Here is an 18,336-nt window from a genome sequence, read left to right on the forward strand (position 1 = left end):
TGACAAAAATGTCATTCGACGGTCATCGTGACGTCCCGGTCTGCGGTCGAGGATGGCGACACATCAACCCATGAGGAATCGTCGCCATGCAACTCAAAAACGCCCTGTCTACCACGTTCGGTTTGGTGATGCTCAGCGCTGCCGTCATTGCCACCGCCGCCGACATGCCGGTCATCAAACCACTGCGCGGTACGGTGGAAAGCGTCAGCAACAACACGCTGACCTTCACTGTCCGCTCTGGCGCCCAGCAGACGATCGGACTGACTGACAAGACCGGTATCAGCCGGGTATCGAAGGCCAATATCGACTCGATCAAATCCGACAGCTTCATCGGCTCGGCGGCCATCCCGCAGGCCAACGGAACCTTGAAGGCGCTTGAGGTCACGGTATTCGACGCCAGGCTCAAGGGCAGCGGCGAAGGTCATTACGGTTGGCAGAACGCAGACGGCAGCACTGGCACCATGACCAACGGCACCGTTGGCAAACTGTCCAAAACCGACGGCCGCACGTTGACCGTCAACTACCAGGGCGGCGAGAAACAAATCGTCGTGCCGGATGACGTGCCTATCGCCTACGTCGAGCCAGGCAAAGCCGATGAGCTGGTCAAAGGAACGAAAATCGTCGTGTTCCCCGCTGCAGATGGCACCGCACGCGGCATTGCAGTCGGCAAGGATGGCTTCCAGCCACCGATGTAATCATCTGAGAAAGCTTGAGCGTTGCCGTCTGGCAACGCTCCGCTACACGGAAGGCTTGCAAGGGGAACCACGTGAGACAGAAGAAACTGCATCCCTGGCCGGTTCGCCTCACCCATTGGCTCAATGCGGCCTGCATGGTCTGCATGTTCATGAGCGGTTGGGCTATCTACAACGCCTCGCCACTGTTCAGTTTCAGGTTTCCGGTGTCATTGACCGTGGGCGGTTGGCTGGGCGGGGCACTTGCCTGGCATTTTGCGTTCATGTGGCTGCTGCTGATCAACGGCGCAATCTATGTGCTGTACGGGTTGGCCAGTCGTCATTTCAAACGTGAGCTGCTGCCCATCGGCATTGCCGCATTGAAGCATGATCTGACCGATGCCTTGCGCTTTCGGCTGGTGCATGAAAAGGGTGTCTATAACGCAGTACAGCGCCTGATGTACTGGATCGTGCTGGCGGCAGGTGTACTGATCGTGATCTCGGGTGTAGCGATCTGGAAACCGGTTCAACTTCAAGAGCTGGTCGCGTTACTGGGCAGCTATGACGTTGCTCGTTACGTACATTTTGCGGCCATGGCGATGATTGCAGCGTTTGTAGTGATTCACCTGGTCTTGGTGATTCTGGTACCAAAAACCCTGGTGCCAATGATCACGGGTGGAGTGCGGACGCCTAATAACGAGAAAAATGGGTCATGACTGAATTTAAAATAACAACGCGTCAGCGCGTCAGGATTGAACCTGCGCAACAGCTTGAACTGGAAAACATTCAGCGCCGGCATTTTCTTCGGGCCGGCCTGACGGTTGGCGCGATGTCGATGCTGACCGGTTGCAACCTGCAGGACGGCGATCAGGTCGACAAAGTGCTTTGGGCCATGTCGCGTTGGAACGACCGGGTCCAGGCGTGGCTGTTCAGTGGACGGAAACTGGCGCCGACCTTCGCCCGCGCGCAGATCACCAAGCCGTTTCCGTTCAACGCTTTCTATGGTCAGGACGATATCCCTGAAGTAGACCTGACCAGTTACTCGCTCGCCGTCTCCGGCCGGATCAGGGACAAGGCGCCGTGGACACTCGAAAGCTTGCGCAAGCTGCCGCAACGCAGCGATATCACTCGGCTGATCTGTGTTGAGGGCTGGAGCGCGATCGGTCAATGGGGAGGTGTACCGCTGAAAACCTTCCTGGAACACATCGGCGCCGACACCACAGCGAAATTTGTCGGTTTCAAATGTGCCGATCGTTACTACTCCAGTCTGGACATGCCGACTGCCTTGCACCCGCAGACGCTGTTGGCACTGGATTACGCTGACGTGGCGCTGCCGCCCGAGTACGGCTATCCGCTGAGGGTTCGGGTCCCCACCAAACTGGGATTCAAAAACCCCAAGCATGTTGTCGAGATTTTCGTCAGCAACGACAACCCGGGCGGGTATTGGGAAGACCAGGGCTACAACTGGTTCAGCGGGATCTGATGAAGCAAAGAACGGAACTGTCACGCCAGGAACACTGGCGAGATTCATGACACCAAGCGTGATATGAGGCATGCCGATGACCGGTATTTCTGCAGTACCGCCAGCACCATCCGACTGGCCAACATCAGAACCCAGGATGCGGGCAACGAGTGATGGAGCAGATTTCCAATCTCTCTTGCAGGCTCAGTCCAGGCCACCTTTACAACAGTCAGATAAAGCTCGCACTCGGGTGCTCTTTGATAATCTTGCCGCATGTACCTTCAATGGCGAAAAAAGGGCTATCTGCTCTGATGTTATCGGCACAGGGGGACTGAATGCGTTCGCCATTGCAGTGGCTCTTTCGCCGCTAACCGTCACCTGGGTACCGACCGAGATTGTTCGAGCGCCACTGCGTTCGCCTGGGATACGGACTTTTCGCCGTCGCAATCCCTCTTCAGCCGAGAGCTCCTTCCTCAACCGGTCAAGCTCGGAGGATAGGGGTTATGATTAGACGTGTCTCGAGAGCTTGCTCGCCGTAGGCCAGTATTATTAAGGGAGAAGCACATACCGCCAATTCTCACCTGTAGCGTTGAATGGTCTTTCGTTCGCCTAAAATAGAAAGCCCGATGGCTTCTCTATCGTGGGTGGTGTTATGAGGCAGCGTCGACTTACAGCCTATTTTTCTACCCCGCTGTCATCCCCCGTTTATTCTGAGCATCAGAGAGTTATAGCCCTCCATCAGGGCTACTTTTGGCCGAAGGTAGTCGTTCGTGAACGGCTGCTTTCGGCCAAAAGCAGACGCTCGCACTCGACCGTTAACGGCCACTAGCGGGCGATGATTGTGTGTTTACCGTAATGCGACCGAGGCGCCGTTCCCATGCGTCGCCTCCTAGGGTTAAGCCTCCAGGTACGACTTAGCTCCGCTATCCAGCTCATCAAGTCACAGCGCAGGCGATTGATTGTTCTGTTTCCAAGCCCGCGGAGTTACACCTTCGGTTCGCACGAATGTTCGACAGAAGTGTGACTGGTCAGAGAAGCCACATTCCAGTGCAATGTCCGCAATTAGCAATCTCGACGTCTGAAGTAGCTGCTTGCCCCTCAAAATCCGCTGCTCTCGCATCCATTCTTTGGGTGAGACGAGAGTGCTTCTTTTAAACTGACGGGTGAAATGGCTGCGCGATAGCGCACACGCTTGTGAGATAGCTGCCACGGAGATACCTGCGTCCAAGTTATCGAGCATCACCTGCTTGGCGTGCTGGATCTGCCAAGGTTTCAAATGTCCGGTTTGTTTAGTCAAATCCTTAAGTGAGGACGCGCATGTTTCCTTTTTCATCCTGATTCCTTTTTCCCAGTAGCCGGTTGATTAGCTCAATCCAGCGGTCAGTCGATTGGGAAAAATTTAACGGAAGTCGCGTCGAGATGGGGGCGCATTTTTGCGCTGCTGGAGGCGCAAAATTGCGCATTTTCAATAGTGTTTCCAGTGCTAGCCTCTGCTTCCCGACAACTCGAATCGACGTCATTCGATCCGTCATCTGCAAGGAGAAAGCAATGGCTGCTTCACAACCGCACGGCAAAAACACCGCTTACTGGGGAGTCTCATGGGAGGAGGGCTACGGCTACCCCCAGGCCAGAAAAGTTGGAAACGAGATCTATATCTCGGGTCAGTTCAACCACGATGAGGCGGGTAATCTCGTTGCTCCCGCGCCCCTGAATAGCGAGGGCAAACCGAGCGATTTCTCATCGATAGGAGAGCAGATGCGCGTCTCCTACGACAACATCGCCAAGTTGCTCGCGCTCTATGGAGCAACCCTTAATGATGTCGTCGAAGAAACGCTCTACGTCTTGGATATGGACGCGGCATTCGCCGTGGTAGGTGATGTGCGCAAAGCCGCATATCGCACTGAGCGGCCCCAGTGCGCGAGCAATATCATCGGTGTATCCAGGTTGGCTCAACGTTCACAGCTGATTGAAATTGTCTGCAAGGCTGTCATCGGATCTAGCGCCGACTAAGAGACGCTCCCGGTTTCGCCCTGCGCAACCGGGAGATTCAGCTGCCCTTCGATCAAAGGCTTTTGATGCGCTACGGCTGCTGCACAAAAAGTCATGAATGCTTTGACTCTCCATGACTTTCGAATGTCCTGATGCGTAAGCAGCCAGAGCTCGTCCTGTAGCTCGCGCACAACTGGCCCTACGCGTGTTAACCCAGGCGTAATGTCACCCAGCATGCACGGAAGAAACCCATAACCAAGTCCTGCCGCAATGGCGACGCTCGCGGCCGCGACTGAGTCCGTACGATAAGAAATACAGTCGGCGCTGACTCTGTCTTCGACGTAGCTTTTGGCCTTCAGTCCACATAATCCTGCGGAATAGGACACCCACGGTTGGCCTTCTGCGAACGGGGCACTAGTCGCTTGTTTTATGCTGCCATAAGGCGCCCATGCGATCGAAGCGAGCTTGCGCCCGACTAGACTTTCGGCAGGTTTTTTGGTCGCTCTCACCGCTACGTCAGATTCATCGCGAGCCAGACTTAACGTCTCGTTGCCAACCAGAACCTCGATGGCAATTCCTTCATTAAGTGCCTTGAAGTCGGCGATGATCGGCGTGAGAAAATACAGCAGCAGCGAGTCGCTGGTAGTGATCCTAAGCTTTCCAAGCAGCCCTTGACCTGCCCGAGAAACCCGACGTGTAACGCTGACGATATCAAGCTCGACGCGTTCGGCGAGCGCTCTTAATTCAATACCTTCGGGCGTCAGCATGTACCCAGAGCGGCGGTGGTCAAATAAAGCGACCCCAAGTGTCTTTTCCACTTGAGCCACACGACGCGATACGGTGGATACATTAATCCCCAACCTCTTTGCAGTCGTTGCTCTATTACCGCATTCGCTTAGCGTTTTGATGATTCGCAAGTCGTCCCAAGAAAGCTGACTTACAGCATCGCTTAAATTCTGGGTGACGCCGATTGGTACGGGCGGATTGATTGAAGCTTTTTTTGATGTTGGTTTCACGCCAAGCATCCCAAACTAAGGTTGCTCATCATACGAAATGGCTGGAGGCGAACCAAGGAGTCAAGTGCACAAGCGGACTCGACCCGAGCAACCGGCCAGGATGTTCGGGTTAGATAGGGTGGCGTCAGTCGTTCGGGCGAGTATTAAGCCTTTACCATTTCCCCTGACCAACTTAGTCGTGCAGCTTTAATCACTTCATTCTAATCAGTCGAACGTCCGCTTTTGGCCGGAAGCAGACGCTTATGAATGACCGCTTTCGGCCAAAAGCGGACATAAATGAGGCATGCATATAGCAAAGGTGGTCACCGCTGCGGGCTTGCCCATGTGGGTCTTTCGTTCAAGGCGTGCTGGGCGTGTCGGCACCGGCCAGCTGAGGATTCATAGATACAAGGTGGGCAACCATGGGGGGAATGTACGTAATCAAGGGCCCGAGTTGATCGCGTCAATCGAGGTAAAGTTAGCGCAAGAAAAAATAAGAGGCCGAGCGCACGATCCGCACCGAATACATGTCTACACGACCTCTTCGCGTTTCTATGCCCTACCGCAAGGTATACCCACCATCTACCACAATATCTTGGCCGTAAATGCCACGTGCTCGCTCTGATAGAAGGAACAGAATCACATCTGCCACCGCTTCCGGCTCAAGGAACTTACCCTCTAGTAAGCGCTGATTGACCGTTTCCGCGACTGAGGACAACGTCGCATTATCCAACCCTAGTGATCGCCAGATCGGCGTAGCTGTTGGCCCTGGCGATACGACGTTCACTCTAATTCCGGCCTCAGCCTGTTCGACGGCTAAGGTTCGAGCATGCGCTGTCAGTGCTGTTTTCGACGCAATGTAGCCAGCCAAGCCTGGGAAGGCCAAAGCGGAAAGAAAAGTCCCCACAAATACTACCGAAGCGGGTCTCGCCAATTGGGCTCGCAAAGCTGAAAGCGTGTTAAGCGCACCTGCTCCGTTGATGGCCCAATTTCGCTCGAATCCCTTACTCGCCAAGCTGTCTTCAAGTACAGCGACTCCTGCATTCGGTACTAGAAAATCTACAGGCCCGATTCTGGAGACGCAGTGTGCAAGCTTCTCAAGATCCGAACTTACCGTAACATCGCCACTGACAATATGGAGGCGATCACCATGAACGTCTTTGAGTGCAGCCAGGCCGCCCCGGCCACGGGACATCGCCACTACCGTCGCTTCATAGCTTAGTAATCGTTGAACGACTGCCAGTCCGATGCCTGAACTTGCTCCGGTTACCACAGCGACACGATTGTCGAACTCACTTTTCATGTTTCAGCTCCTTGGGTATTAAACCATTTACCCATCACTGACACATTTCATGCCAACCTAAAACGTCATAAAAATCAGGGTGCAGAAGCTATACCGAGTCAATTTGACCATTATTCGTTTTAGTCGAAATGACGACAAATAGGTTTTTTTGACACGCACCAATGGCTGTGTTCTCAAGTGCGTTATAGGACTGAAAATCCGGTCGCATCGAATTTCTTTGAGAGGAAAATACCACTCCACTCTTCGTAAACACGCCCGAGTTGCTCCGCGAACTGCGGATTGACCGCCCACCGCCCCACTCTTTTGCGATCTGTTTCGGCTTTGTCGACCGGCGAGAGGAATCAGTCTTCACAAAGGCGCTGCACCTGTTATCCACCCCAGAACTATCGCGCATCGCAACTCAGTTGCCGCTTACTGTGCCAGTTTATACACCGGCTTTGGGTCGCCTTCCGCCGGGTTCACGGACAACCGGCTTGGCAACATCGGCGAACGGCAAATCGCGAATCAGAACAGCATGGCTTAGTTGAAAGGTCTTTTCTTGGCCCTGTCTGACTAGACCACGCGTGGCTACAGTGGGCTCCAACAACCCTAAACCCGCTGCGAGTGACCGCCATGAACAACCGTATTGATTACTTCAAACAGTCGCCTCAGGCTTCCAATAAGCTGGTGGAGCTGACGATGCAACTGAGTAAGAAGCCGCTACTGGCTGACCTGGCCCACCTCATAATGCTGCGGGCGTCTCAATTGAATGGCTGCGCGTTCTGCGTGGATATGCACGTGAAGGAAGCCAAGATCCATGGCGAGCGCGAATTGCGCCTCCATCACATTGCGGTCTGGCGTGAATCGCAACTGTTTTCGCCAATAGAGCGCGCGGCGCTCGCCTGGACAGAAGCCCTGACCCAACTGCCATCCCATGGTGTACCTGAAAGCCTCTACGCGGATGTGCGTGAGCAGTTTTCCGAACAGGATCTGTCGGATTTGTCGTTCCTGATTGTCGCCATCAACGGTTGGAATCGCCTCAATGTGGCCTTTCAGGCAGTCCCTGGTTCGTCGGATGAGGTGTTCGGCCTGACCAAAGCCAACCTCAACTGAGCGCACGGTTTATCAACGCGCCAAGCTGCTCGCCCTGAGCAGCGCAGGCGCAGTTGGTGAAGCTCAGCAGCAGCCCAGATTGACGCCGCGACGAAACACTCCATCGCGACAAGGGTTGCACGGCGATGCCTTTGGCCAGCAGTTGCTCAGTCAGGGCAGTGTCGACTACTCCCTCCGGCAAACGGAGTACCAAGTGCATCCCCCCTGGCGAGCGCTCCACCAGCAGTCCATTGGGTAAACTCCGCTCCAACGCTTCAATAGTCAAAGCGCGTCGTTCGCTGTAGAGCCTTCGCATGCGCTGAATGTGCCGAGTGAAATGCCCCTCGACAATGAACTCTGCGACCAGCGCTTGAGTAATCGCTGGCGAGCCTGCGGAGAATAACGCCCGACTTACACGCTCAAACGCTGCCACTTGCCCCTGAGGCACCACTAGGTAGGCAAGGCGGATACCGGGGAAAAGCACCTTGCTGAAAGTCCCGGCGTACAGCACGCGCCCGTTGCGATCCAGGCTCGCCAACGCCGGGAAGGGGCGACTGACATAGCGATACTCGCCGTCGTAATCATCCTCGACAACCCAGGCATCGCTCCGGGCCACCCAATCGAGTAACAACTGTCTCCGAGGCAAAGACAGCGCCATACACAGTGGGCTTTGATGCCCCGGCGTCACCATGACGACCTGTGCAGCCTGATGCCTGGCAATGGCCTGCTCCACATCCATACCTTCGGCATCAACTGGCACTGCCTCAAGCTCAATACCGAATTGACGAAGCACTTGGCGCGTGGTTGGGTAGCCAGGATCTTCGACCCAGGCTCGCTCCCCTGCGCGCAGCAAAGTATGTGCGATCAGCGACAGGCTACTGCGCCAGCCGCTGGTGATAAACACCTGATGGGCGCCGCAATCGATACCTCGAGACACCTGCAGATATGAGGCGATGGCGCTGCGTAAGGCAGGCAGGCCGTGCGGCGGCGGATAGTCCAGATCGCCTGAACGCATGCCTCGCAGATAACGGGCACCCAAGCGCGCCCAGATCTTGCGTGGGAACTCATCCATTGCAGGCACTCCCATCTGAAACGGCAAAAGTTGCGGTGGACGCCATAGTGCGTCTGGGGAGTTTTCAATCACCTCGCTGCTGACGGATAAAGCGGGGGCAGACAGTAGCGGCTTCTGCAATTCGGGATTGACCACGGTGCCCTTCTGCCCCAGGGCCAAGAGATAGCCCTCGCTCGTGAGCAGCGAATAGGCCAGTTCGATGGTGCCACGAGCAACGCCGAGATCCTTGGCGAGAGCTCGCACCGAAGGCAATCGGTCACCAGGGGAAAGCGTGCCAGCGGCGATGGCGGCGAGTACTCGGTCATATAACTGACGGTACAGAGGCGAACCGGGTTGCCCATCCAAGGAGGCGAAAGGGTGCGAACAGGAAGTCATCATGGCCTAGTTCATATCTCACTTCTTGGTTCAATAAATTGAGGCAATGTTAGTTCAAGATTTGACCATCACAACCCACTAAGGCCTCTCCCATGACGTTCAATCTTCAAGACTACGTGCCCAGCGTGCTCGACTTGGCCGACACTGCCCTGCGTCCTCTAGACAGCCGCCATGACTTGAAAATCGCTTTCCCGGTAATGCAGCAATTGCGCCCCCACCTAACAAGCGAGGCCGATTTTATGAGTCGTATCGAACGAATGCGAGCCGGCGGCTATCGCCTGGTTGGAGCCTTCGAGTCATCGGCTCTCGTGGCGCTTGCAGGTTACCGCCTTCAGGAGAATCTGATTTATGGCCCATTCTTGTATGTCGATGACCTCATCACCGATGAAGCCCAGCGCGGCGGCCAGTGGGGCTCCCGGTTATTGCGAGCTCTGGAACGACTGGCTCGTGCCAGCGGTTGTGCTCGCCTTGTGCTTGACACGGGTTTGGCCAACGCGCGCGCCCAACGCTTCTACTTCCGCGAAGGCCTTTATACCGGCGCGCTGCGTTTTCAAAAACAGTTCGATACCCCATGACCGCATCACCCGTACAGGAGGCAATATCATGAACCCGTCTCAGAAGCCCCTCGCTCCTTTGCGAATCCTTCGCCTGATTGCCAGTCCCAACGGTAATGCATCTGAAAGCTTGAAACTGTCTGAGCGGATTCTGCACGCTCTGACAGTACGCGCTGGCATACGCGGGATTGAACTGACGGATATAGACCTGAACACGTTATCGCCAGTCGATGCGACTTATGCCCATGCCTTGGCCCATCCGAGCGAAATAGCTACCGAGGATCAGAAAGGTACATTGAGTCGCTCCGACCAAATGATCATCCTGTTGAATGCCTGCGATGTGCTGCTTATCGCTACTCCCATGCACAACTACAGCGTGCCCTCGCCGCTCAAGGCCTGGATTGACCACGTCGTACGCGTCGGAAAAACTTTCCTCAGCACATCAAAAGGTAAGGTTGGAACGTTATTGGATCGCCCCGTCTACGTTGCCGTAGCCACCGGCGGCTACATTAGCGGTGAGAGGGCACGGCAACCCGACTTTCTTCGTCCCTACCTATCCGCAGTGCTGAAAACCATCGGTCTCAATCAGGTGCATTACTTCACCGTTGAAGGCACAGCAAAAGGGACGGACGCGCTAAAAACGGCGCAGAAAATAGGGTACGACGATGTGCATACGTTCTTTCATGAGGAAATCGAAACTAGGACTCATGAAACAGTTGCCTGAAGCCGGTGCCCCAGACGGCCGAAGTACAAAGGTCGGCAGCGATGCCTGAAGCTGAGCCTAGCTTTTTGATTTTCGGGAGAGCTGTTCGCCCGGGTCGGCAGCCATGGGCCGCATGTCCCCCTCTTAATACCGCCTACAGAGAGGAATTGATCATGAGTCGCCTCAGTTGGTTTCAAACTTCACATGGTGCAGCCAAGTCGCTTGAAATTAATGACCCCGCCATGATCTACATACGGGAGATGCTGGAGCATGCCGACCGCCCCTACGACTTGCTTCCACCTCACCTCAAAACACCAGCGTTCTTCTACAGCTACAGGTAACAACCAAGTCTACTTTGGGGGCTATAGCATTTGAGACTGGCGGGATACTGATTGATCGGGGCCTGGCGGGATGGAGCGAGGGACGGGCGTAAGGGCAGCTGCTGGTGGCAGATGACGAAGCAGGTGGATGCTTTTCCATCAACGGCGGCGGCTTGGGTGATGATGTGGGAGCGGTGTACTACTAGGCGCCCGATATTCTGCAGTGGGAGCCATTGGGCATCGATTATACCGCCTTCTTGGAATGAGCTGTGAGCAATCGTACGGCGGCCTACTAAGAGGGCCTACGTTGGTAATCCTGGCGCAACGACATTCAGTGAGTGGGCGGAGATCAATGCGTGTCTTTCTACCCATTCCTATGGACACGAGGGGCTGAGTGGCAATAAGCGCGCAGGTTGTCAGCATGGCTGAATAGTATGATTTGAATTGCACATTAGCCGGCCAGTTGTACGCCCCGCCATCACTCCTAATTAAATTAAGCAGGCCGGCAGCGAGTCAAAGTGCGCTGGTTACGCACAGACATTTCAAAGTTGAAGCATTCACTGGACTCTTACTGAGACACTGACCACCTGCTTACGTCAGACTGACACTCCGGATAGTACGTTTGAACAATACAACACCGAGCCTTCGTTCGAGGTTTCTCTCTACCTAGCTTACAGCAGGGGGAGCCCCCCCCAATGGTGGGATGCCCAAGTGCAGCTGCGCTGCTTTGCTACCTCTAAGAATTTAACCAAGACCATCAAGCTGATCTTGGCGCATAAGTCCTCCGACCTTTTGTAATTTTGTTGGCAGCAATTGTTACGAAATTGCTCTACCTGCCTAGGAACACCGCAACGCAGATCATGGGTTGATTAGTACAAAGATCCACTCGGGAGAGAAGGCGGACAAGCGAGGAAAAGGACCACTGGATTTCGTTTTTATCAATAAAGTCGCGAGCACTGGTCTAACACAGACTGCCCCTCGGATTTTGCTGCAAAATTGAAACAAAAAATTTTGGTTCGCGGGCACGGGAATCGCACTTAGCTCGTTTTGCTGATGACTTCAGCCTGTCATTAGATGCGAAGGTTAAAGAGCGACAAGAAGTGGCGTGCCGCTTTGCACATCGGACATAGCTTGGAGGGGAGAGCTCTCTGAGTCCTAATACTTCGCTAAGGGAAATACGTGACGTACTCCCCACGCCAATTTGAGCTACACGCACCCGATCCATTTCCGGTCAAATGTAAAGAGATTGAATAAGGCGTATTCAAAGTCTAGTTGCAGCAGAAACACGGTGTTCTGCCGCGTAGCTGCTTTACTTGAAAATTATGCTGCCTGCGAGGGCCTAGGAATGAATCGAAACGACTTGCGTCGCGTGGACATGAATCTTCTGGTTATTTTCGAAACCTTAATGTTCGAAAGGAACTTGACTCGGGCTGGGGAGAAACTGTTCTTAGGCCAACCCGCCGTCAGTGCCGCTTTAGCGCGGTTGCGCGACTTGTTCGACGATCCCTTGCTAGTACGCAACGGTCGTACCTTAGAGCCGACCCAGCGAGCGCTGGCAATTCTTAAAGAGTTGCAACCAGCCATGGACACCATCTCCGGAGCTGTCAGCCGAGCTAAGGATTTTGACCCATCCACCAGCCGGGACGTATTCCGAATCGGCCTTTCCGACGATGCCGAATTCGGCCTATTTCCACCATTGATCAATCAACTTCGCGAAGAGGCGCAAAAGGTTATCGTAGTGGTACGGCGGGTTAACTTTCTGCTGATGTCGACCATGCTTGCCTCCGGAGAGATTTCCGTCGGAGTCAGTTACACCACCGAGTTGCCGGCCAACGCCAAGCGCAAGAAGCTGCGGGATCTGCGCGTCAAGATACTGCGCGGCGATAATCGTCCTGGCCCCCTGACCTTGGATGAGTATTGCGAACGACCTCACGCCCTGGTGTCGTTTTCCGGGGATTTGACCGGTGCCATCGATACCGACCTGGCACGCATCGGCCGCTCGCGGCGAGTGATGCTGGCGGTACCCCAGTTCTCAGGACTGCGTGCCTTATTAGCGGGCACGGAAATGCTAGCCGCAGTGCCGGACTACGCGGCGTGCGCGCTGATCGATGGCAGCAGCCAGTTGCGTGCTGATGACCCGCCCTTTGACATCGTGCCGTCGGAGTTGTCGATGGTCTGGAGCGGGGTCAACGATAACGATCCGGCAGAGCGTTGGTTGCGCTCATTAATTGCCCAACACATGGCGACCCCTCTGCCGGTGTATTGAGCGAATTGAAATTTGGATCGGTCTCGCGCAGGAATATCGGCATGTCTGTCATTGGCGGAATGGCCGGAATGTCGAAATACATCTGGATAACCCACCCACGGTGATAGCTGGCGTGGTTGACCACATGCATCAGCATTGCTCCGGCACTCATGGTGCCGCGTTCCCCAGACACAAACGTGAACTCGACGAGTCTATCCAGCGATGCCTCGCTCTGCCGGGCGCTCCAGTCGCTGTACCAGTGATCGATCTCCTTTTGTGCCAAGCGCAAATCAGCGAGTTCGGGATGCAGCAGATCATGTGAAGTTTCGAAGCCGTGCCCCCGGCCTTCGAGGTGAGCCTGCCAAATGCAGTCCACGACGTAAATGTGATTCAAAGTGCCGATTACGTTTTTGAACACCGACACTCGCTCTTTGCTGACTTCGCCAGGAGGCAGTGCGGCCAGGCTGTCAAAGAGGCGCTGATCGGCCCAGCATTTGTAATCGGCAAGCATGCGGGCTGTGCGTACGTTGATCATGAGATTTCCCCAATTTAAATGGGCGTAATGCCAAGCATAGCCCTCACAACGAGCGGCATCGAAGACGCTGATTATCGGTCGGCAAGCGCCAGGGAGCCAATTGGGCTAGGAGACTCGAAGCCGGAAAGCGTAAAGGCGCTGCCTGCCCCCCTCAGTCTTTGCTGATCAGGGAGCCTACCAGAGTTATACGACGAAGCTGGATCAGTTGTGGAGGGTGAGCGCCAGGTAGCGGCGACGGGATGGGCCTCTGCCGCCTGAAAAACGAGCCGTCTTGAACGGCTGCTTATGGCCGAAAGCGGTCTACTGAGCATTCAATGCTGCCGTCGCGCTGTGCTTAGTTTTGTTGAGCACTTAACGGTGTCAGAAGGGTAGGGTTGCGGAAATGCCCGAAAAGATGCGGAAACGATCCGTAGACAGAGGAGCCAATTTCCTGAATGCCAGAAACGACAAAGCCCTGCATAATCAGGGCTTTGTCGTACATAAGATGGCGGAGGCGATGGGATTCGAACTCATGGACCTGTTACAGTCGACGGTTTTCAAGTGCATAAATTAAGCAAGAAATTTCAATGGGTTATGATCCGAGGTATTCCGCTTTGATTGTGTGCAAACGTTATTCGGTACAATAGTTATCGACAATTTGTTATGGAGCCCTAATGCCGCTTTGCCAATCAGTTAGCCTCTTCCGGGCATAAAGCAGAACGCCTTCTCAGATGCGAACTGGCGGTGCTATTTTTCATCCGTATGGTCAATATTTTGGCTGCCTATCGAGACTTTGCTCAGCAGGTGGCCGTGTCCAGCTGCCGCTGCTTTCGCTGCGGAAGGGCTAACTGCCATCATTAGGTGGACTAACACAACATAATCCCCTAGATTCTCGGCAAAATGTCACGGACGTCGAGATGGATTCTAACGATTCGGGCGGTGTAGCCGCCAAGCACGGTTTCCTGTTTCAGGACTGTGTCGCAGCTTTTCACGTCACTCGCATGCTTCGTGACAAGACCATCCGCAGCGTCCGCTGTGAGGTCACGGACGATATTGACATCATCTCTGACGGCTACGTCGACTTCATACAAGTCAAAAGTACCGAGAAGACTCGTTGGAACATCTCGGACATTGTTAAAAACGGGAAGGGCGCCGACAAGAAAGCCATTCCCTGCAGTTCAATCTTGCACAAGTCGATGCAATGCGAGTCAGGTTCAGGCCTAACCCCGCGATACTCGATCGTTACTGAAGACAAGGTCAACAAGACCTTGGAGTACCTGACGATCAAGCCCTCGGCGCGGGAAGGTAAGCCTGGTAGGCAGGACCTGATCGATGATCTGAACGAGCGAACGAAGAACTACCAGACGGGCTCAGGCGTTACCGTCGCCGATTGGGTTGATGCAGCTATTTGGCAGGTTTATCACACCATCCGCGAAGTGGAGCTTCTGGGGATAGCGAACATTCGAAGGTCTTCCGAGGATCTGCATGGCGTTACCTTCAGCTCTGAAGCTGCTGCTGAAGACATTTGGTGCCTGATCCTCGACACGGTGACCCGCAAAGGCGAGCGTTCCCGGCGTGTCCACAGTGCTGACGATAAGTCCTACGCCAGGCCAGATCTCTTCGATTGGTTCAAGCAACGGGTCGTGGATGACCAGTCCAAAGCGGGCCGCAAAATCTACGTCAAACGCAATTTGCCTCACATCCTGATTCCCTTCAGAGCGCCGATGGCATCGGCTTGCGACAAGCGTAATGGACAGGTTCTGCATCAAGAATATTTCCTGGGCCAGTACCGTTACAAACATATCGTCGAGAACGTCTGCAAATGGCTTGATGAGGTTTTCCTCCGTCCCAAAGAGATTGCCGATATTCACAAGCTGACGCTCTTGGAAAAGCGGGAGAGACTGCGCACATCCGTCTTCAAATCTCTCCATGATGTTCGAGAGTTCTTAGGGCGCGTGCTGCTCCACGCTACCATCCGGCAGCATCACGAAAGCCAACCAATACCCTGCATGCTGCACGTCGAAAGCCTAGGGGAGGAGAGAATTCTCGAAAACGTGCACATTGTTCGTCGTCATTCGGGGGGCGATCAGCTTTGGATTGGCTTCAGCGAACTGGTGACCGAAACCGACATCTCTGCACGGTTGCCGGAAATACGGAATGAGCTCTATGAGGTCATCGAGGAATGTTTCGATTCGGCGCGCAGCAAAATACTGGACGTTAAAGACGATGACTATCTGCTTCGACATGACATTGACGAGATCCTTGATGGCAGCCGTCCTTTGGACGCACACCTTGATCGCGTCAAATTCGTCCTGTTCGTTGGGTATGACTCCTATTTGGTGACAGACCCTGAAACACCGGGTCATGAGGACCGCCTGCAGCAGGAAACAGTAGCACTGTTTGAACAGTTCGCCGCCGACCTTGCAGAGGGTTCGCCATTCGGGCAACTAGGCATCCAAATCTTTATCTACCCCGCTCCAAGCCTTGAGCGGCTAGCGAAATTGGTCGAAAAGAAGGTGAGGGAGCTGGTATGACTCAGGTGTACGAGCAAGCGAAATTCAGCCTTCAAAGAAATGACTTCTCATCTTTCAAGTATTTGGCAGCGATTAATAAGCTGCTGTCCAATCCAGTGTCGTATGACCTGGGGCGAGACTTGATCGTCCGGGCCCTCGATGCACGTGAGCGTTTCTCTGAGCACACAACGCTGCTTAAAAATATGGTGAGAAAATCCGGACTGTTCCCTTACCTGAAAAAGGAGTTTTCCTACCTGACATCGGAAGAGCTGAGGGTTTTGGATCTGTACCGTACTCCGTTCTCGGACAGCTTCGTTTTCCACTCGATGCAGTTTCACATTTTTGATCTGCTCAAAGCAGGTCGAAACGTGGTGCTCAGCGCCCCCACCAGTATGGGCAAGAGTGCCATCGTCGACTCGTTGCTGGGCTTGGGTGAGCTGAAACGGCTTGTACTAGTAGTACCGACCGTGGCGCTTGCTGACGAGACACGACGTCGACTTCAGTCGAGGTTTGGTGAGCGCTACCAGATCATTCACCACAGCTCGCAGGAGTGTCATTCCGATCGGGCTGTTTACGTGCTCACCCAGGAGCGAGTGAACGAGCGAATCGATATCGAGGACATCGATCTCTTCGTAATCGATGAGTTCTACAAGCTGGCCTTCCGTGAGCTCAAAGACGGCACAACGGACTACAAGGACGAACGGGTCATCGAACTTAACATCGCTCTGAGCAAGCTGCTTAAAGTCTCCAAGCAGTTCTACTTTACCGGGCCGTTTATCAACAGTGTTCGCGGCTTAGAGAATCTAGGCAGTCCGCATACTTTCGTCTCCAGTAACTTCAACACCGTAGCACTCGACGTCCACACTTTCGGCATCAAGCCCAACGATCAATATGGCAAACTTAGGGCGCTTGGGCAGATCGCGCAACACTGCGATGACGCAACGATCATTTACTGCAAGTCGCCAACGGTCGCCGGCATCGTGGCGCGTGGATTGATCCGGTATGGCTATGGTACTCCGAGCAGCAGTCCACATATCGATTGGGTCAGCCAGGAGTTCGATCCCGAGTGGGATTATGTCGTCGCATTGAGAAACGGTATCGGCTTGCACTTCGGTGCCTTACCCAGGGCGTTGCAGCAGTACACTGCTGACCAGTTCAACGCGGGAAATCTACGATTTCTAATCTGTACCTCCACCATCATCGAAGGCGTTAACACCATTGCCAAGAACGTGGTGATCTACGACAACCGCGACGGCATTCGCAGCATCGACAAATTCACCCACGGCAACATCAAGGGGCGCGCAGGGCGGATGGGAGTTCACTTCGTAGGCACGATCTATTGCTTGGAAGAAATCCCGGAAGACAACCTCAACCAAGAGGTGGATATTCCACTCGGCACTCAGGACGTAGAGACGCCGATAAATCTGCTCGCTAGCGTTCAGCCTGATCATCTCTCTGAGTTTTCTCAAGATCGCTTTGACAAGGTGTTCGTAAGCGATCGTGTCTCCTTCGATCTCGTGAAAAAGCACTCCTACTTTCGATTCGAGCAGTTCGAAGAGCTGCACAGCATGGTCGAGATGATGGATGACACCGAATTCGCTACGCTCGTTTTCCACTGGGGACCCGCTACCAATTTTCTTAAAACATTCGCGAGGATCATCGCCAGGCTGGTACCTCATACGTTCAGCCGTAATGGCGTCAGCGTCAAGCCGCCAGATCTTCTGATCGCCAAGCTGGCTGGTTACGTCAATGCGGTCAGCTATTCGAATTACTTGAAGAGCCAGATCGAATACACCCGGGAATGGATGACTGACGGGACGAAGCGCACGCTCTCCGAAGCCCTGAACAATGATCTTAAGATCATCACCAATACCTACGGTTTTACCTTGCCCAAGCTCCTCGCTCTTATGGAGGATATCGTCAAGCATCATGCGCTCAAACGTGGCATCCGCAGCAAGGTCGATTACACGCACGTCAGGATGGTCTTTGAAAGCTTTCACCTTCCTCCCGGTGTGAACGCATTGGAAGAGATGGGAATCCCTATTCAGACATTACATCGCCTGGCTGACCTGATGGAGTTCCCTGAGAAGGCAGACGTGGATCAGCTTGGCCAATTCATTCGAGATAACCAAGACGTTTGGGTACGATCCCTAGGCTACGTGGATCGAATGTTCATCCAGCGCGCGCTCCGGATCGGATGACATCATCTCAGCACACTGCTCGGCGTCAGGATTGCATCACTAATCTATAATAGGACACAGAACCTGAGAACTGTTCAGCTCCACGTCAAGCGGCCATAGGTGAGATATCGGGTGAATACTGATAATCACAGGCGTTTTTGAGTTTGGATCTAACCTTCACCGCCCCATTCTGAAAATGCAAGCGCCTGAGTTACCTAGAAAGAGTCGGATCTTTTTCGTTTTTGGTGTCTGAAAAATGGCGCCATGGGACTGATATGAGACTGGCACACTATTCTGGTGCGAAAAGTGGGCCGGCGGAAAGAGCGTTTGGCCACTAGATCCGGACGCATGATCTAGGCTTTCCGAACC

General features: G+C 54.1%; 16 protein-coding genes and 1 pseudogene. 12 read left to right on the forward strand and 5 right to left on the reverse strand.

Annotated features, from left to right (window positions below; genetic code table 11):
• Window positions 1–86 precede the first annotated feature (86 nt).
• From AC0Z5Z_RS17550 to AC0Z5Z_RS17560, 3 genes are all read left to right on the forward strand, one after another.
• Window positions 87–695 (forward strand): hypothetical protein, encoded by a 609-nt coding sequence (locus AC0Z5Z_RS17550; RefSeq protein ID WP_042609816.1) that lies wholly within the window; start codon window positions 87–89, stop codon window positions 693–695.
• 71 nt (window positions 696–766) lie between these two features.
• The gene (locus AC0Z5Z_RS17555; protein ID WP_122704476.1) at window positions 767–1,387 is read left to right on the forward strand and encodes a cytochrome b/b6 domain-containing protein; all 621 of its coding nucleotides are present in this window, start codon (window positions 767–769) and stop codon (window positions 1,385–1,387) included.
• Window positions 1,384–2,154 carry a molybdopterin-dependent oxidoreductase gene (locus tag AC0Z5Z_RS17560; protein WP_039760272.1) on the forward strand — a complete coding sequence of 257 codons (771 nt, stop codon included), beginning with the start codon at window positions 1,384–1,386 and terminating at the stop codon, window positions 2,152–2,154. The genes AC0Z5Z_RS17555 and AC0Z5Z_RS17560 overlap by 4 nt, the downstream gene beginning before the upstream one ends.
• Before the next feature lie 919 nt (window positions 2,155–3,073).
• Here the strand turns inward: AC0Z5Z_RS17560 and AC0Z5Z_RS17565 are convergent.
• Entirely contained in the window at window positions 3,074–3,466 is a 393-nt protein-coding gene (locus tag AC0Z5Z_RS17565) for a helix-turn-helix domain-containing protein (RefSeq protein WP_485611413.1), read from the reverse strand.
• Between the two features lie 215 nt (window positions 3,467–3,681).
• Here AC0Z5Z_RS17565 and AC0Z5Z_RS17570 point away from each other — a divergent pair, with 215 nt between their 5' ends.
• Complete coding sequence (locus AC0Z5Z_RS17570) at window positions 3,682–4,143, forward strand: Rid family hydrolase (RefSeq protein WP_042609819.1); 462 nt, start codon at window positions 3,682–3,684, stop codon at window positions 4,141–4,143.
• Here AC0Z5Z_RS17570 and AC0Z5Z_RS17575 read toward each other — a convergent pair.
• Complete coding sequence (locus tag AC0Z5Z_RS17575) at window positions 4,140–5,147, reverse strand: LysR family transcriptional regulator (protein ID WP_080902523.1); 1,008 nt, start codon at window positions 5,145–5,147, stop codon at window positions 4,140–4,142. The two genes, AC0Z5Z_RS17570 and AC0Z5Z_RS17575, sit on opposite strands and share 4 nt — an antisense overlap.
• A 529-nt stretch (window positions 5,148–5,676) precedes the next feature.
• Window positions 5,677–6,420 (reverse strand): SDR family NAD(P)-dependent oxidoreductase, encoded by a 744-nt coding sequence (locus AC0Z5Z_RS17580; RefSeq protein WP_064361698.1) that lies wholly within the window; start codon window positions 6,418–6,420, stop codon window positions 5,677–5,679.
• Window positions 6,421–7,032: 612 nt separating this feature from the next.
• Between AC0Z5Z_RS17580 and AC0Z5Z_RS17585 the strand changes: the two genes are divergently transcribed.
• On the forward strand, window positions 7,033–7,512 hold the full coding sequence (locus AC0Z5Z_RS17585) for a carboxymuconolactone decarboxylase family protein (protein ID WP_064361697.1): 480 nt from the start codon (window positions 7,033–7,035) through the stop codon (window positions 7,510–7,512).
• Here the strand turns inward: AC0Z5Z_RS17585 and pdxR are convergent.
• A complete protein-coding gene (pdxR, locus tag AC0Z5Z_RS17590) occupies window positions 7,505–8,941 on the reverse strand; it encodes a MocR-like pyridoxine biosynthesis transcription factor PdxR (protein ID WP_122704474.1) in 1,437 nt (478 codons plus the stop codon). The genes AC0Z5Z_RS17585 and pdxR overlap by 8 nt on opposite strands.
• A gap of 89 nt (window positions 8,942–9,030) precedes the next feature.
• On the opposite strand from pdxR, the gene AC0Z5Z_RS17595 reads away from it, so the two are divergent.
• The 5 genes and pseudogenes from AC0Z5Z_RS17595 to AC0Z5Z_RS17615 all read left to right on the forward strand — a co-directional run bounded on the left by AC0Z5Z_RS17595 (window position 9,031) and on the right by AC0Z5Z_RS17615 (window position 12,781).
• On the forward strand, window positions 9,031–9,513 hold the full coding sequence (locus tag AC0Z5Z_RS17595) for a GNAT family N-acetyltransferase (RefSeq protein ID WP_042609823.1): 483 nt from the start codon (window positions 9,031–9,033) through the stop codon (window positions 9,511–9,513).
• Between the two features lie 28 nt (window positions 9,514–9,541).
• Window positions 9,542–10,216, forward strand: a complete 675-nt coding sequence (locus AC0Z5Z_RS17600) for an FMN-dependent NADH-azoreductase (protein ID WP_042609824.1) — start codon at window positions 9,542–9,544, stop codon at window positions 10,214–10,216.
• A 152-nt stretch (window positions 10,217–10,368) separates the two neighbouring features.
• Window positions 10,369–10,536, forward strand: a complete 168-nt coding sequence (locus tag AC0Z5Z_RS17605; protein WP_155400930.1) for a hypothetical protein — start codon at window positions 10,369–10,371, stop codon at window positions 10,534–10,536.
• A gap of 11 nt (window positions 10,537–10,547) precedes the next feature.
• Window positions 10,548–10,721: pseudogene (locus AC0Z5Z_RS17610) on the forward strand (DUF2625 family protein); the annotation flags it as partial.
• A 1,139-nt stretch (window positions 10,722–11,860) separates the two neighbouring features.
• Window positions 11,861–12,781: a LysR substrate-binding domain-containing protein gene (locus AC0Z5Z_RS17615; RefSeq protein ID WP_042609825.1), complete on the forward strand. Its 921-nt coding sequence runs from the start codon at window positions 11,861–11,863 to the stop codon at window positions 12,779–12,781.
• Here the strand turns inward: AC0Z5Z_RS17615 and AC0Z5Z_RS17620 are convergent.
• On the reverse strand, window positions 12,702–13,295 hold the full coding sequence (locus AC0Z5Z_RS17620; RefSeq protein WP_064361695.1) for a DinB family protein: 594 nt from the start codon (window positions 13,293–13,295) through the stop codon (window positions 12,702–12,704). The genes AC0Z5Z_RS17615 and AC0Z5Z_RS17620 overlap by 80 nt on opposite strands.
• Window positions 13,296–14,191: 896 nt before the next feature.
• Between AC0Z5Z_RS17620 and AC0Z5Z_RS17625 the strand changes: the two genes are divergently transcribed.
• Window positions 14,192–15,808, forward strand: coding sequence for a HamA C-terminal domain-containing protein (locus AC0Z5Z_RS17625; protein WP_485611414.1), 1,617 nt, complete (start codon window positions 14,192–14,194; stop codon window positions 15,806–15,808).
• Entirely contained in the window at window positions 15,805–17,988 is a 2,184-nt protein-coding gene (locus tag AC0Z5Z_RS17630) for a DEAD/DEAH box helicase (protein WP_485611415.1), read from the forward strand. The genes AC0Z5Z_RS17625 and AC0Z5Z_RS17630 overlap by 4 nt, the downstream gene beginning before the upstream one ends.
• Window positions 17,989–18,336 lie beyond the last annotated feature (348 nt).

It is taken from the genome of Pseudomonas sp. 1L-E-NC-VB-C3 (assembly GCF_057291535.1).

Coding starts and splice junctions, on each gene's coding strand:
- AC0Z5Z_RS17550 (WP_042609816.1), top strand. CDS start 87: ATGCAACTCAAAAACGCCCTGTCTACCACGTTCGGTTTGGTGATGCTC.
- AC0Z5Z_RS17560 (WP_039760272.1), top strand. CDS start 1,384: ATGACTGAATTTAAAATAACAACGCGTCAGCGCGTCAGGATTGAACCT.
- AC0Z5Z_RS17565 (WP_485611413.1), bottom strand. CDS start 3,466: ATGAAAAAGGAAACATGCGCGTCCTCACTTAAGGATTTGACTAAACAA.
- AC0Z5Z_RS17570 (WP_042609819.1), top strand. CDS start 3,682: ATGGCTGCTTCACAACCGCACGGCAAAAACACCGCTTACTGGGGAGTC.
- AC0Z5Z_RS17575 (WP_080902523.1), bottom strand. CDS start 5,147: ATGCTTGGCGTGAAACCAACATCAAAAAAAGCTTCAATCAATCCGCCC.
- AC0Z5Z_RS17580 (WP_064361698.1), bottom strand. CDS start 6,420: ATGAAAAGTGAGTTCGACAATCGTGTCGCTGTGGTAACCGGAGCAAGT.
- AC0Z5Z_RS17585 (WP_064361697.1), top strand. CDS start 7,033: ATGAACAACCGTATTGATTACTTCAAACAGTCGCCTCAGGCTTCCAAT.
- pdxR (WP_122704474.1), bottom strand. CDS start 8,941: ATGATGACTTCCTGTTCGCACCCTTTCGCCTCCTTGGATGGGCAACCC.
- AC0Z5Z_RS17595 (WP_042609823.1), top strand. CDS start 9,031: ATGACGTTCAATCTTCAAGACTACGTGCCCAGCGTGCTCGACTTGGCC.
- AC0Z5Z_RS17600 (WP_042609824.1), top strand. CDS start 9,542: ATGAACCCGTCTCAGAAGCCCCTCGCTCCTTTGCGAATCCTTCGCCTG.
- AC0Z5Z_RS17605 (WP_155400930.1), top strand. CDS start 10,369: ATGAGTCGCCTCAGTTGGTTTCAAACTTCACATGGTGCAGCCAAGTCG.
- AC0Z5Z_RS17615 (WP_042609825.1), top strand. CDS start 11,861: ATGAATCGAAACGACTTGCGTCGCGTGGACATGAATCTTCTGGTTATT.
- AC0Z5Z_RS17620 (WP_064361695.1), bottom strand. CDS start 13,295: ATGATCAACGTACGCACAGCCCGCATGCTTGCCGATTACAAATGCTGG.
- AC0Z5Z_RS17625 (WP_485611414.1), top strand. CDS start 14,192: ATGGATTCTAACGATTCGGGCGGTGTAGCCGCCAAGCACGGTTTCCTG.
- AC0Z5Z_RS17630 (WP_485611415.1), top strand. CDS start 15,805: ATGACTCAGGTGTACGAGCAAGCGAAATTCAGCCTTCAAAGAAATGAC.